Source organism: Acinetobacter sp. XH1741 (assembly GCF_041021895.1).
Classification (GTDB): domain Bacteria; phylum Pseudomonadota; class Gammaproteobacteria; order Pseudomonadales; family Moraxellaceae; genus Acinetobacter.
This window is the reverse complement of the sequence record NZ_CP157428.1, coordinates 2,304,442-2,317,761: the sequence shown is the minus strand read 5'-3', so window position 1 is coordinate 2,317,761 and position 13,320 is coordinate 2,304,442. Positions and strand designations below refer to the sequence as shown.

15 protein-coding genes are annotated in these 13,320 nt (G+C 39.0%); 5 read left to right on the top strand and 10 right to left on the bottom strand.

From position 1 onward, the window contains the following. Nucleotides 1-87: 87 nt before the first annotated feature. From ABLB96_RS11045 to ABLB96_RS11030, 4 genes are all read right to left on the bottom strand, one after another. Nucleotides 88-630, bottom strand: coding sequence for a TetR/AcrR family transcriptional regulator (locus tag ABLB96_RS11045; RefSeq protein ID WP_348897914.1), 543 nt, complete (start codon nt 628-630; stop codon nt 88-90). Between the two features lie 681 nt (nt 631-1,311). Next, on the bottom strand, nt 1,312-1,503 hold the full coding sequence (locus tag ABLB96_RS11040) for a hypothetical protein (RefSeq protein WP_348911727.1): 192 nt from the start codon (nt 1,501-1,503) through the stop codon (nt 1,312-1,314). A gap of 100 nt (nt 1,504-1,603) precedes the next feature. After that, nucleotides 1,604-2,736, bottom strand: a protein-coding gene (locus ABLB96_RS11035; protein WP_225367773.1) for an IS3 family transposase whose coding sequence is annotated in 2 segments (ribosomal slippage) — nt 1,604-2,484 and nt 2,484-2,736 — 1,134 coding nt in all. Because the reading frame shifts where the segments join, the coding sequence is not laid out codon by codon here. A 49-nt stretch (nt 2,737-2,785) separates the two neighbouring features. After that, on the bottom strand, nt 2,786-3,124 hold the full coding sequence (locus ABLB96_RS11030) for a hypothetical protein (RefSeq protein ID WP_348896666.1): 339 nt from the start codon (nt 3,122-3,124) through the stop codon (nt 2,786-2,788). Between the two features lie 439 nt (nt 3,125-3,563). Between ABLB96_RS11030 and ABLB96_RS11025 the strand changes: the two genes are divergently transcribed. Continuing rightward, nucleotides 3,564-4,946, top strand: coding sequence for an amidohydrolase (locus ABLB96_RS11025; protein WP_348896665.1), 1,383 nt, complete (start codon nt 3,564-3,566; stop codon nt 4,944-4,946). Nucleotides 4,947-5,007: 61 nt separating this feature from the next. Here the strand turns inward: ABLB96_RS11025 and ABLB96_RS11020 are convergent, their stop codons facing one another. Together ABLB96_RS11020 and ABLB96_RS11015 are read right to left on the bottom strand one after the other, a co-directional pair. Next, the gene (locus tag ABLB96_RS11020; protein WP_348896664.1) at nt 5,008-5,466 is read right to left on the bottom strand and encodes a DMT family transporter; all 459 of its coding nucleotides are present in this window, start codon (nt 5,464-5,466) and stop codon (nt 5,008-5,010) included. A gap of 9 nt (nt 5,467-5,475) precedes the next feature. Then, a complete protein-coding gene (locus ABLB96_RS11015; RefSeq protein WP_151962919.1) occupies nt 5,476-5,910 on the bottom strand; it encodes a DMT family transporter in 435 nt (144 codons plus the stop codon). 99 nt (nt 5,911-6,009) lie between these two features. On the opposite strand from ABLB96_RS11015, the gene ABLB96_RS11010 reads away from it, so the two are divergent. Further along, entirely contained in the window at nt 6,010-6,942 is a 933-nt protein-coding gene (locus tag ABLB96_RS11010) for a LysR substrate-binding domain-containing protein (RefSeq protein WP_348896663.1), read from the top strand. 188 nt (nt 6,943-7,130) lie between these two features. On the opposite strand, the gene ABLB96_RS11005 is transcribed toward ABLB96_RS11010, so the two are convergent. Beyond that, the gene (locus ABLB96_RS11005; protein ID WP_348896662.1) at nt 7,131-7,988 is read right to left on the bottom strand and encodes an SDR family oxidoreductase; all 858 of its coding nucleotides are present in this window, start codon (nt 7,986-7,988) and stop codon (nt 7,131-7,133) included. A gap of 127 nt (nt 7,989-8,115) precedes the next feature. Here ABLB96_RS11005 and ABLB96_RS11000 point away from each other — a divergent pair, with 127 nt between their 5' ends. Next, on the top strand, nt 8,116-8,475 hold the full coding sequence (locus ABLB96_RS11000; RefSeq protein WP_039247668.1) for a helix-turn-helix domain-containing protein: 360 nt from the start codon (nt 8,116-8,118) through the stop codon (nt 8,473-8,475). 106 nt (nt 8,476-8,581) lie between these two features. Then, on the top strand, nt 8,582-9,016 hold the full coding sequence (locus ABLB96_RS10995) for a helix-turn-helix domain-containing protein (protein WP_348896661.1): 435 nt from the start codon (nt 8,582-8,584) through the stop codon (nt 9,014-9,016). A gap of 69 nt (nt 9,017-9,085) precedes the next feature. Here the strand turns inward: ABLB96_RS10995 and ABLB96_RS10990 are convergent, their stop codons facing one another. From ABLB96_RS10990 to ABLB96_RS10980, 3 genes are read right to left on the bottom strand one after another with little or no spacing between them, the layout of a single operon-like run. Further along, on the bottom strand, nt 9,086-10,336 hold the full coding sequence (locus ABLB96_RS10990) for an NADH:flavin oxidoreductase/NADH oxidase family protein (protein ID WP_348896660.1): 1,251 nt from the start codon (nt 10,334-10,336) through the stop codon (nt 9,086-9,088). 23 nt (nt 10,337-10,359) lie between these two features. Continuing rightward, the gene (locus tag ABLB96_RS10985; RefSeq protein WP_348896658.1) at nt 10,360-11,223 is read right to left on the bottom strand and encodes an alpha/beta hydrolase; all 864 of its coding nucleotides are present in this window, start codon (nt 11,221-11,223) and stop codon (nt 10,360-10,362) included. A gap of 24 nt (nt 11,224-11,247) precedes the next feature. Beyond that, nucleotides 11,248-12,261, bottom strand: a complete 1,014-nt coding sequence (locus ABLB96_RS10980) for an alpha/beta hydrolase (RefSeq protein ID WP_348896657.1) — start codon at nt 12,259-12,261, stop codon at nt 11,248-11,250. Between the two features lie 237 nt (nt 12,262-12,498). On the opposite strand from ABLB96_RS10980, the gene ABLB96_RS10975 reads away from it, so the two are divergent. Next, nucleotides 12,499-13,302 carry an oxidoreductase gene (locus ABLB96_RS10975; protein WP_348896656.1) on the top strand — a complete coding sequence of 268 codons (804 nt, stop codon included), beginning with the start codon at nt 12,499-12,501 and terminating at the stop codon, nt 13,300-13,302. The last annotated feature ends 18 nt before the right edge of the window (nt 13,303-13,320 follow it).

Genomic DNA, 13,320 nt, shown 5'->3' with positions numbered 1-13,320 from the left:
CATAACGGTAAAAACAAATACTTGTAGTATACCTTCCTTCAGTTAATGAATTTATATCAGCATAAAGCTCATGAACAATAGACTTAACTACATCAACCTCTCCACCACCACATCCCGTTCATCCAAACTGTTTGAGCTTAAAGCCTGTAGCAGCAAACCGTCTATAAGGTTGACCATCATATTGGCATCAAATTTTGGCTCGCGGATTTCTCCGCTAAAAATCAGGTCAAAAATTTCATGGCGCAGCCACTTTCTGTATTCAACCGCCATGCTGTAAGCTTTCGGATGAATTAGTTTTATTTCAAAAATGGCTTTAAGTAAAAGGTTGTACAAGCTGTTTAAATTGGTATGTAAAACAATAATCTCTTTAATTTTGTCTTTTGAAGTGCGGTAACGGCTTGAGTAAATAATGGCAAGCACTTCTTCTCTCAGCAGGCTTTTTTGAAAAACAATGCACATTTCGATCAGGTGTTCTTTGGAGTGATAATACTTGTAAAGCGTGCCTTTGGTGATTTTGGCTTCTTTGGCAATGAGGTCGACCCCTGCTGTGTGAAATCCATAAGTGGTAAACAGGCGTATGGCAGTTTGAACTACATGTAGTTTTTTGGAAGAGTTTTCTAAATTTGACATCGTTTTACCGTTAAATTCTTGTTGTATCTAAATGAGATAAAAAGCCTGTGCCCTTTTTGGGAGAAAAAAAGGCACAGCAAAGCCGCAAGACGGTGCTTGGCACATCTCAAGTTTTATTGTTGCTAAGTTTTAGACGTAATAATTTAAAGCCAGAAAAACTTACGGCGATCAAGCTGCTTTAAAGTGATTTAAGTGGTGTCGATATAGATTTTGACAGTGACTGCCAGTAATTTATGAATGTGCATAGCCAACTCCTTCTTTTGGGAGTTCTGCCAAAGCATTATAAATTATGGTGGCAGAACGGAAGCAGGTTGACGGACTGGGTAAGACTCCAGCACACCCGAAGGTGTCCCACTCCCGTCCTACCGCTACGGGAGGGAACGGGGTGTGCACATATAAGTATTCCTCAGAAGGAATAACTCTGATGTGGTCTTACAAACTCGGTCCGTCAAAACCGACTGGCAATGTAGGCCAGCCCGCAAAGGATAGTATCCAAGTCGCTTTCAGTCAAGCATACAAAATGACATTTGCTTTAAAATAGATCATTAAAAAGTAAGGATAAATAGTTAAAATTTATTGTTAAATTTTTATTTATAAAAGTGCATAAAACGAAACGCGCTACTCATGCCCCTACTCAAAGATCTGCCCAAATGAGCAATTCTTTAGCCCTTCTTAAACCTTTTATGGCAACTTAAATGGGAACACATAAATGACATTGCTACTCATAGGGTAAATCCCTACGTTTTCGGTTCTTTCTTTTAATTGTTCTATAGAAAGCCCTGAAATGGGTTCACGTCCGCCCCAAACTAACAAGCCTTTTTGAGCATAGTCTTTAAGTACTTCTATGGTTTTGCCGTTGTTCAGCTCAAGCACCACATTTTTTGCTTTAATTGGCTGTAACTCGGCATTTTCAGAGGTGGTCCCACATGTTTGAACAACTAAAAGCTTATTTATAAGTGATACTCTGCTCTAGTTAAGCTACCTTATTTTGTTGTGGTAGCTGGTCATAGTAAAACTCATCTGGAGTCATTTTGTCCAGACTCGAATGAGGTCGTTTCAAATTATAAAATTCAAAATATGCGTTTAATTGCTTCTTCGCATCCAAAACATTGCTGTAGGCTTTGAGATACACCTCTTCATATTTAACGCTCCGCCATAATCGTTCAACCATCACATTATCAACCCATCGACCTTTACCATCCATGCTGATTTGGATGTCATTTGATTTCAATACATCAATAAATGCATCACTGGTAAACTGACTGCCTTGGTCTGTATTAAATATTTCAGGTCGACCATATTTTTCAATAGCTTCATTTAATGTTTCTATGCAAAATGTAACCTCCATACTAATCGATACTCTATGCGCAAGTACCTTGCGGCTATGCCAATCAATCACAGCACATAAATAAACAAAGCCTTTTGCCATAGGGATATACGTTATATCCGTAGACCACACTTGATTACTGCGCTGAATAGCCAATCCTTTGAGCAGATATGGATATTTGCGGTGAGCTTGATTAGCCTGGCTTAAATTTGGTTTGCAATATAACGCATTAATGCCCATTTTCTTCATTAAAGTACGTGTATGACGTCGTCCTATATGATGTCCTTGACGATTCAACAAATCACGCATCATACGGCTACCTGCAAAAGGGTATTGCATATGTAACTCATCCATACACCGCATCAGCTTCAGATCTGATGCACTCACAGGTTTTGGGCGATAGTAATAACAACCACGGGAGACTTTCAGCAGCTGAGCTTGCTTAGATACTGAAATCTGAAGTGAGTCATCGATTAACTTTTGTGGTTGAAGCGGCCCAGTTTCTTCAACACACCTTCTAAAAAATCAATTTCTAATGCCTGCTCACCGATTTTTGCATGTAGTTTTTTTAGATCGATGGGTGGTTCTGTTGGAGCTTTTGATTGATCGAAAGCTTGCGAGGAAGCTGAAATCAGTTGATTTTTCCAGTCGATAATTTGGTTTTGATGAACATCAAATTCAGCACTCAATTCAGCAAGTGTTTTTTCTGCTTTAATCGCAGCAAGTGCTACCTTAGCTTTAAAATCATTTGAATGATTTCTTCTTGGTCTACGTGCCATAAAATACTCCATATATTGATGTTTATAACATCATTTGGGGAGCAAAATATCACTTATAAGTGTTGTTCAAATTTCCTGATCCACCTCTTTCATTGGTCATAAACATAGTCACACGAAGAGGTGTGGCTGTTTCTTCTCGACATGGCGCAATAATAATTCCATTGCTAGCGACTGGTGTAATGTTCAGTTGTGAATATGGCAAGTCGTCTATAGTTTCTTGGGCTAAAGCTCGGCCACCCCAGACCATCAGTCCTTCCGGAATAGAAGCAGGAAAAGGTTCTGAACTTTCATTGATCTCTAGTATTTTCCCATCATTAAATTGAATAACCAGACTTTGTCCTACGCAGTGCGTTAAAGCACCATTTGGGTCAACCGCAAAAATTTTCATTTCATTTTCCAAAAGCCAAGCACTAAAAGATCATAACGGTTAGCTATCGTTTTAATTTGGCATTTTTGTGAAGCGTCATTAGAGCCAATAAAATAAGTAATAACGAAGGCCGTTTAATTTTTTATTCAAATAAATAGAGCTTATGGAATATAAGAAAATATTTACCCCATTTACATGTTTTAGGCATTAGCTCCTATATATTTTTATAAGTTTAACTTAATAAAATACGAACAAGGATGAGATAAATATTGCTTTCTTTTTAGCAAATAAGCTATTTTACAATCACAAAGTTGTATATACATGTAAGCTTATGATTATACATTTAATGTATGTATTAAATGTTGTATTCAGATCATGACAAGCTATGTCGTAACTACGCTTTATCGCAAATTTACTGTTGAAAAACAGGAACCCCAATTAATAATGACTGAGGCAAAACATGGATTGTTTATTAAATAAATATTTTGAAGGAACGGTGAAAGGATTTTATAAACTGGTGTTTGCTACGCCCTTAATTATTGCTACTCAAGCAAGTTTTGCCGATTGGATTAAAGATTCGGCTTCTAAAAATGAATCAAAAATTATTCAAATTCGCCATCATATTCATGAAAATCCTGAGCTTGGCAACATGGAGTTTAATACTTCAAAATTAGTGCAAAGTGAATTGAAGTCTTATGGCATTGAAGTCCGAAAAGGATTTGCCAAAACAGGCGTGATTGGCATTTTAAAAGGTAATCTCCCTGGCCCCGTCATGGCTTTAAGAGCGGATATGGATGCTCTACCTATAGAAGAAAAAACAAATTTAACTTATGCAAGTAAAGTAAAAGCACAATATCAAGGAGAGCTACAACCTGTCATGCATGCATGTGGTCATGATGCACATACAGCCATGCTACTAGGTGCAGCAAAAATATTGGCAGAAAATAAAAATAAACTTGCAGGTACGGTCGTTTTTGTTTTCCAACCTTCTGAAGAAGGAGCCGCTGATTTGGCAGGGTTTAGTCAGGGTGACCAAATTGGTTCAAGAAAGATGATTGCAGATGGTGGTTTCAAAAATCCAAAGCCTGAAGTTATGTTTGGTATTCATGTCGTTTCAGGTATTCCAAGTGGCAGTATTTTCTATAAAGATGCAGCTATGCTCAATAGTGCCGATGAATTTCGGATTAAACTGACTGGCCAACAAGTACATGCTTCTATGCCATGGGCTGGTCGAGATCCGATTGTTGCTTCTGCTGCTATCATAAACAATATTCAAACCATGGTGAGTCGCCGCTCTGATCTGACTAAAGGCATGGCCGTGGTGACAGTAGGTCATATTTCTGGTGGAACTGCTGCCAACATTATTCCCAAAGAAGTTGATATGGAAGGAACGATTCGTACCAATAGCGAAGACATCCGTCAAAATATTCTTAAGCAATTACCTGACATGATCACTCATACTGCGCTGGCAAATAATGTTAAAGCAGACATTGAACTTTCGCCCTATGCGCCTGTCACTTATAACAATAAGATGCTCACTCAATTAATTTTACCTACTTTAGAAAATACAGTAGGTAAAAGTCATTTGCATCGAATGGACACCAATGCCAGTGCAAGTGATGACTTTGCACATTATGGCAAGCTTATGCCCGCTCTTTATATCTCACTCGGTGCAACCCCTAAAGACCAAGACATGAGTAAAGCTGCTCCAAACCATAGTCCAGAATTTATTGTAGATGATACGACCTTAAAAACAGGTGTTGAGACTCATGTACGTTTCGTTATGGACTATCCCGCGATTGCCAATCAGGTGCAGTCCGCTTGGAAAAATGGCGATAGATAATAATTAAAATCTGCAAAATCAAGCCATCATTTAGGTTTAAAACCATGTTGGCATTGGTTTTTTAGGTTTCAATTTGAGTCGTTTTACTACTCGAATAGATAAAATAAAGGGCAATTGCTAAACAGATGAGTGCGCCTAATCGATACGTTGAAAAGGGTAAAATTTCATTGCCAAACCATCCAAAATTATCAATTAACATACTCATTAAAAGTTGCCCAAAAATCACCGCAACCGTAGCAACTGCCGCTCCTATTCTTTGTACCGCTAAGACCATAATCACAATATAGGGAACACCACACATTGCGCCAAGCAGTTGCCATTTAGGGACATCTAGCAGTGTTAATGTTTGTTTGGGTTCAAAATAAAAAATAAGCAATGCCGTAATTAAAGCACCGACCGAAAACGTCAAAAATGCACTACGAAATACGCCTACTTTACTGCCAAGCTGACCATTAATTGCGGCTTGAACACTTAAAAGAGCGCCGCCGATGACAGCCAATAAAATCATGAATATTGTCATATTACCCTCTTATGCTTTTGCAACTAATGAAAGTGCAACCACAATAAAAACAAGCGCAAGCACACGTTTACGATCTACTTTTCTATGCGGAGTTCCGAGTAGTCCATAGTGATCAATAATAAGGCTCTTAAAAACTTGACCCGCCAAAATCCCAATCATGGTCATGGCAATGCCAATAATCGGTGCGGTAATGGTGAGAATAATGACGTAGATTGGGCCAATAACACCTCCCAATAACTGCCAAGCTGGAAGGGTAAAAAATGAAGGGCTGTTCCGTGGGCTAAAAAACAGCATTAATAAAAAAGTAAGAGCTGCCCCGACACCAAAAATACTAAAAGTGGCCCACAACTCCCCAACTTCTGTACCTAATGGCCCTAAAAGCCCTGCCTCTACTGAGAGCCCCATTCCACCCAAAATGGTCAGGAACAGTAATAGAATTTGCATAAAACATTGCCTCATTTTATTTAGACAACGAATCTTAGAGTAGTCAATTCATTATAAAAACAGCATAATTCATGAATCACTTTTGCAGAAATTGCACAGATGAATTTAACCAATTCGATTGATATTCGTACCCTTCGCTTTTTTATCAGTGTATATAATGCTCAAAATTTCTCTGTGGTGGCGAGAAAAGAAGATGTGTCGGCATCGATGATTTCTCGAACCATTCAACAGTTAGAAGATGCGTTGGGGCAGCAACTTTTCTATCGAAATACGCGAGCAATCACACCGACCGAATCGGGTAAATTATTTTTTGAATATGCCAAAAGAATTACCGAGCAATTTGATGAAGCCCAAAAGGCATTGCAAGATAAAACCATAGAACCCTCTGGACTGGTCAGAATTAATGCACCTGTATTTTTTGGTCAACGGCATATTGCGCCTTGGTTAGCGGGTTTATCAGAACGTTATCCACGGCTTTTAATAGAACTCATTCAGACAGACGAATTTATAGACCCTCTTCGGGATAGTACAGATTTAATTTTTCGTATTGGAACCCTGACAGACTCGTCATTTCATGCACGTATTTTCGGTACACAAAAATATCATTTGGCGGCCTCGCCTAGCTACATTGCTAAATACGGCGCGCTTGATCATCCCAAACAACTCAATGACCATAAATGTTTAGTCTATAAAGGCTTTGAAGGCCCTAACCGTTGGTTAGTGAGAAAACCCAATGAGGAATGGATACATTATCCAATTGTGCCCTTACTTGCTTCAAATAATGCGGAAAGCTTAATGATGGCTGCACTCAATGGGATGGGCATTGTTTTATTTCCAGACTGGTTAATTGGTGAGGCTTTAAAGGATGGCAAATTAATCAAACTTTTGCCGCAATATGAAGCCTCTATAAAATCGCAGCCTCAGCACATCGCCGCAATTTATCCAAATGTGCGTCATCCGCCTTTAAATATTCGGGTAATTATTGATTATTTTGCTGAAGTCTACGGTGAAACACCTTATTGGCAGGATTAAGTCTGTTTCTATATGCAAGAAAATCTTATGGATAATACACTGCGTAAAGTTAATGGTATTACTGATTAAATTTATATATTTCACTAAAAATATCTTTTATAAAAAGGCTTAAACTCTAAAAATTTAAGCCTTTTTCATACATAAAAGTTATTAAATGAACTTTATAGTTCTTACATCACAGCATCGACTTAAGATAAAAATTCTTTAATCGTTTCTTGCATACTTGTAGTGGCACGACCAATTAACTGGTGCAAGTCTTTACTATCACTATATAAAGCGTTTTTAGATACGCCTTCATCTGAATCTGCCAAGACACTTGCAAAGCCTTCTGGTAAACCCACTTGTATCAAGAGTGCTTGATATTCCTCTTTTGATAAATCTTGGTAAATTACTTCTTTTTTACTGATTTCACTTGCCCATTTTGCTACGTCATCAAGGGTATAACTTGTATCACCAGCAAGTTCATAAACTTTCTTTTCATGCCCTTCTTGAGTTAATACCACAGCGGCAGCAGTTGCATAATCTAAGCGTGAAGCAGAAGCAATTTTGCCATGATGTGTTGCCCCGAAAATTTTGCCTTGCTCTACTGCTTGTGCAAGTCCCATTGCATAGTTTTCGTTGTACCAGCTATTACGTAATAATGTATAGGCAATATTTGATGTTTTTAAATATTGCTCGGTCTCAACATGTTCTTGTGCCAATAGAAGCGGTGATGTATCTGCTTTTAATAAGCTTGTGTAAACAATAAATTTTACGTTTGCAAGTTTTGCTGCATTAATCACATTTTGGTGTTGTACTGTACGTTGACCAACCTCACTCGATGAGATTAATAAAAGCTTATCAATACCTGACAATTGAGCCGAAAGTTTATCTCCGTCATGACTATAATCAAAAGCACGAACTTCGATTCCTTTTGAGCTTAAACCTGATACCTTTTCTGGATTGCGGACTAATGCGACAATATTTTTTGCCTCAGTACGTTCGAGTAATTGAGAAATAACAAATTGGCCGAGTTGACCCGATGCCCCAGTAACTGCAATACGCATAATAATCTCCACTTGATGTCATTGATGTATTCCAATGATCGTAGTACCTTAACTTACTAAAAGTAAGTACTTACCTAAAAGTAAGCTTAGGAACAAATGTAAAGTTTTGTAGTTAAGGTAGTGAGCGATGAAAGGATACGTTTTTGCAGCAGATTGTCCCTCTCGAAAAATTTTGTTAACGCTGACGAGTCGTTGGAGTATCTTGATTTTAGTTGCACTTCGAGATCAACGTCTGCGCTTTAATGAGTTAAAGAAAATAATTGATGGCATTAGCGAGAAGATGTTAGCACAAACCTTAAAAACACTTGAAAATGAAGGTTTTATTATTCGCCAAGATTATGCAGAAATACCACCTCGTGTAGATTATCAACTCACAGACTTCGGACGAGAAGCTTCCGAAAGACTTTTTGATTTAACAACTTGGCTTGAAAATAATATATCCAATTTATTAGAAAATCAGCCTAGTCCAGAAACAGTTCAAAATTAACGCGAGAAATAAAAGTATTATCTTATATTAAATATTCAAACTGGCTTAACTCGCCATTTTATGTTAGTATTTTTTTAGTAGTAACTATTAAGTTAATTCATTTCCTATGAGTAAAAATATCAATCTTGAAGTTTGCCCCATTGCCCGAAGCCTCTCAGTACTAGGCGATGCGTGGAGCATGCTGATATTACGTGATGCTCATGCGGGTTTCACTCGTTTTGATCAGTTCCGTAAAAGTTTAGGTATTGCGCCAACCATGCTGACTAAACGCTTGTCTGTTTTGGTAGAGGAAGGCTTACTCGAAAAAAGACAATATTCTGAACATCCACCGCGTGAAGAATATGTGCTAACTCAAGCTGGTATAGATTTTCTACCTGTTTTATTTGTGATTGGCGCATGGGGCAGAAAATATAAACCCTATGAACAACCTGAGAAAATGGTGACTTTCATTGATGCAGAACAAGGTACTGAAATTAAGCCTGTTGTGATTGATCAAATGACTGGCGCTAAAATTGGTACTCGCCCTATTCGCCAAAAATAACGAATACGATGTTAAATAAAAAGCACTCAATTGGAGTGCTTTTTATTGGCTTCATGTAAAGTAAATCGGTTATTTTGCCCGTGCCCGTTGGGTGGCATACATTCCCCAACCACTGCGTAAAATTGATTTAATAAATGCCCATAAACCACTTTCATGAGGTTTTGGCTCCCGACCTTTCCCTATACGTTTTAGTTGTTGGGTGTACCAAAGTACTTCCATAACACCCAGACTATCGACCTTCTTAATGCCTGTTTTAATTGGATGCACCGACTGAAGACCGTTTTTGCCTGCCAGCAGATATTTAGGTACATCAGGTTCAATCGCCATAATTCTCGCAATCCCAATAACATCACATGCTTGAGACTGCAAAGCTTGATTCATGCCTTCTACAGTCCGAAAACCACCTGTAACCATAAGTGGTGTTTTTACGAGTTTTCTTACTTTTTCGGCAAAATCAATAAAGAAAGCTTCACGGGCAATAGTCGATGCTTTTTGAGGCGCTTTGGCTACACCAGATTCATAAGTACCGCCTGATATTTCTATAAGGTCAATGCCTGCATCTGCTAAAGCCTGAATGGTTTCTAAGGAGTCCTGTTCAGTAAAGCCGCCTTTTTGAAAGTCTGCCGAGTTAAGCTTAATCGCAATCGGAAACTCTTTACCGACTTGTTTGCGGATTTCTGCATACACTTCCATTAAAAACCGACGGCGTTTTTCAGGTGTACCGCCCCACTCATCATTTCTTAAATTGTGTAAAGGCGACAAGAACTGATTAATCAGATAACCATGTGCAGCATGAATCTCAACGCCACTAAATCCTGCCTTTTTACAGATTGCTGCACTACGGCCAAAACGCTGAATAATGTCAATAATCTCTGCATGTGTGGCTTCATCAGGCGTTGCAAATAAAGATTGCATTTCTGGCCCAAACGGCACGGCCGATGCAGAAATAGTACGGACATTTAACCCTTTGGTTGACTGCTTGCCCGGATGATTTAACTGTGCCCACAACTGAGAACCGTGCTCGGTCACCGATTTTGCCCATTTTTGTAAAATCGCAAAATCACGTTCATCTTCAACAACGACATTACCTGCCTCACCCAAGGCACGTCGGTCAATCATAATGTTGCCACTAATGATCATCCCAATGCCTGATCCAGCCCAACGCTGATATAACCGCACATGTTTTTCGGTTGGATTATTTGAATAGGTGGCTAAGGTTTCACTGGTTGAAGCCTTCGCTAGTCGGTTTGGAATACTAAAGCCATTTGGCAACGTTAATGGCTGATTCAAAAGATTGGTTTTTAATTGCGGTTGAGTCATGATTTTATCTCACACAGTTGCATTTATTCATCTAAAAACTGGATTGCATGCTTTACAAAGCGCTCAGGGTATTGAAATTGAGCACCATGTCCTGCGTCTGGATAGATAAATAGCTGCGCGTTTGGAATGTTAAGTGCCATGTGATAGGCATTGATGGTTGGAATCATCACATCATCCACACCATTTAAAATGAAAGTAGGCTGTTTAATCTCACGTAAATGCGCAAATGGATCTTGTTCATCAAGTGGTGGTAAGAAATGCATATTGGCTTCGATCTGTGCCTGCATGACTTCAACTGAGCTTGGTGTATCTTGATCTTTGCGCTCATGTCGACGTTGCCAAAAGTCACGGCCTGCTTGAATAGCAGTGTCAGATCGGCCAAAAAATAAAAAGAGAAAGTCTTCTTCAGATGGCACAGCAGTTGTTGCATGTTTCAATACCAATGCAGCCACTTGTGGGTCATCAACACTTGGTTTACCCCCTCTTGGGCCTGTACCTAAAAGCATCAGCTTTCTTACAAGTTCAGGATGACGGCGTACTAAATCTTGTGCCTGAAATCCGCCGAGTGAAAAGCCTAATAAATCAACTTGTTTTAGGCCCAATGCACGGATGGCTGCGGCTGCATCATCTGCCATATCTTCAATACGGGTACGAGGCTGCCCTGTAGATGAAGCAATGCCTCGACCATTAAATAAAATGACTTCACGCCCTTGTGCCAAACCATTGGTAATGATTGGGTCCCAGTTGTCTAAACCACCTCGAAAGTGTTGAAGAAAAAATAGCGGTGGTTGTCCTGTGTTTGAGTTACCCCATCGACGATAGGCAAATTTTGCTCCATCTACTTCAATGAATTGGGTCTCGGCTGTTTGGTGTGTAATTGTTGTCATCGTCATTGTCCTAAATTTAAATTCTTATTTCGCTAAGAATGTAAGTGATTGTTTTACAAAATCTTCATGGAACTGGAAAATTCCACCATGGCCAGCATCTGGGTAGATTACGAGAGAACTATTGGGCAAACGTTTTGCCAAATCATAGGTGTTCACGGTTGGAACCATTCGGTCATGATCGCCATTAGCAACTAACACAGGTTGTTGAATCACAGAAAGGTCGGAAGGTTTCTTACTTCCCCATTTTTTGAGTGCTTTAAGCTGGGCACGGTAGGCAGAAATGGTGATTTCTTTATCGCGGTTTTCGGTACGTTCGTTAATACGTTGAATAAACTGTTTAGCGGCAGCTTTACCATTTTCTGTACGTGTGAAGAAAAGATAAACTTTAGGATCTTGACCAGTCACCATTCCACGGACTAAATCCGAATTCGAAATTCGCCCTACGGTACTAATGCCTGTACCACCCGCAGGGCCAGTTCCCGACAAAATCATTTTTCGAACTAAATTTGGCTGCTTCAAAACAATCTCTTGTGAAATCATGCCACCCATCGAGAAGCCAAATAAATCAACTTGCTTAAAGCCTTTTGCTTGTATGAAAGCAATCGCATCGTCTGCCATTTGCTCAATCGACTGGGCTGGTTTACCTGTAGAAGCACCAACACCACGATTATCAAACACCACCACATGATGTTTAGCTGCAATTCCATCAATAATTCGTGGGTCCCAATTATCTAGAACAGCCGCCAAGTGATTTAAGAAAATGACTGGCGTTCCACCGTTTTGTTGACCATATTCTCGGTAAGCGAAGTTAACGCCACCTGCATTAATAAATTGAGTTGGTACATTCTTCCAATTTGTATCTTGCTCGGCTTGTTGCCCTGCTTGCAGATTGCTAACAGCACTTGATGACACTTTATATGCCTGAATTGATGGTTCATTAAAAGAAACCGATGGCACAACCTCTGCCTGAGTTAAGGGAGCGCTAAAAACAGATAACGCCGTCAAACTCATCGCCACTGTATTTAATAAAAAATTCATTTCTCTGATCCTCAAATTTAATTCATTGATCTGATTTATCTGTTTTTTATGAGTGATCTTTCAAAGGGAGAAAAGATAAAAAACAGAGTAAGTATCGATTTAATACTCACTATACACAGGCAAAAATATATTGTCACTATCTTTTTAGTAGTAACTATTTTATTTTTAGATTATGATGAAAAAATCAAGCCGAAATTGATTTGGTTCAGGCGACAAAGTTTAAGTAAGGAACATGATATGACCAGCAAAGTAGTTCTCATTACAGGTGCATCTTCGGGTATTGGGTTAGCAACCGCAGACCTTTTACATGAGGCAGGGTTTGTTGTTTATGGCACAAGCCGACAAGCAAAAAACTCATCAAACTATAAATTTCATCTGATTGAGTTAGATGTAAATCAAGATGACTCGGTCACTCAAGCCATTGAAAAAGTAATAACAAATGAAGGCCGAATTGATGTCTTAATTAACAATGCTGGGTTTGCAATATCGCCCGCTGGTGCTGAAGAAAGCTCAATGCAACAAGCACAGGCTATTTTTGATACTAACTTCTTTGGTGCCGTTCGAATGACTCGCGCAGTTATTCCGCACATGCGTCAGAAAAAATCAGGGCTTATTTTAAATATCAGTTCAATTCTTGGACTTGTGCCTATGCCTTTTGGCGCTCTTTATTCTGCGTCCAAACATGCACTTGAAGGTTATTCTGAATCTTTAGACCACGAGCTTAGATCACAAAGTATTCGAGTGTCTTTGATTGAACCTGCTTATACCAATACTTCTTTAGGAATAAACTTACTCGAAGCAGATAATAAAGTTTCTTTTTACGATCAAACACGTGAAAAGCTACACAAACAAATGATTCATTCAATTAATAAGTCAGATGACCCGAGCGTAGTTGCGCATACCATTTTAAATGTCATCGAGCGTCAAAACATTGTGCCTCGCTACACAGCAGGTAAAACTGCAAAGAGCTTAAAAGCGTTACGACGATTTGCTCCTGTAAAAGTCTTTGACAAGTTAATTCAGCGAAGCATGAAGGTGTAGTGCAGAATCAAAACTAAA

Bases quoted from the DNA above. Each gene is read 5' to 3' on its own strand.
- ABLB96_RS11015 (WP_151962919.1), bottom strand. From the start codon at position 5,910: ATGCAAATTCTATTACTGTTCCTGACCATTTTGGGTGGAATGGGGCTC.
- ABLB96_RS11010 (WP_348896663.1), top strand. From the start codon at position 6,010: ATGAATTTAACCAATTCGATTGATATTCGTACCCTTCGCTTTTTTATC.
- ABLB96_RS10990 (WP_348896660.1), bottom strand. From the start codon at position 10,336: ATGACTCAACCGCAATTAAAAACCAATCTTTTGAATCAGCCATTAACG.
- ABLB96_RS10980 (WP_348896657.1), bottom strand. From the start codon at position 12,261: ATGAATTTTTTATTAAATACAGTGGCGATGAGTTTGACGGCGTTATCT.
- ABLB96_RS10985 (WP_348896658.1), bottom strand. From the start codon at position 11,223: ATGACAACAATTACACACCAAACAGCCGAGACCCAATTCATTGAAGTA.
- ABLB96_RS11020 (WP_348896664.1), bottom strand. From the start codon at position 5,466: ATGACAATATTCATGATTTTATTGGCTGTCATCGGCGGCGCTCTTTTA.
- ABLB96_RS10975 (WP_348896656.1), top strand. From the start codon at position 12,499: ATGACCAGCAAAGTAGTTCTCATTACAGGTGCATCTTCGGGTATTGGG.
- ABLB96_RS10995 (WP_348896661.1), top strand. From the start codon at position 8,582: ATGAGTAAAAATATCAATCTTGAAGTTTGCCCCATTGCCCGAAGCCTC.
- ABLB96_RS11025 (WP_348896665.1), top strand. From the start codon at position 3,564: ATGGATTGTTTATTAAATAAATATTTTGAAGGAACGGTGAAAGGATTT.
- ABLB96_RS11005 (WP_348896662.1), bottom strand. From the start codon at position 7,988: ATGCGTATTGCAGTTACTGGGGCATCGGGTCAACTCGGCCAATTTGTT.
- ABLB96_RS11045 (WP_348897914.1), bottom strand. From the start codon at position 630: ATGTCAAATTTAGAAAACTCTTCCAAAAAACTACATGTAGTTCAAACT.
- ABLB96_RS11000 (WP_039247668.1), top strand. From the start codon at position 8,116: ATGAAAGGATACGTTTTTGCAGCAGATTGTCCCTCTCGAAAAATTTTG.
- ABLB96_RS11030 (WP_348896666.1), bottom strand. From the start codon at position 3,124: ATGAAAATTTTTGCGGTTGACCCAAATGGTGCTTTAACGCACTGCGTA.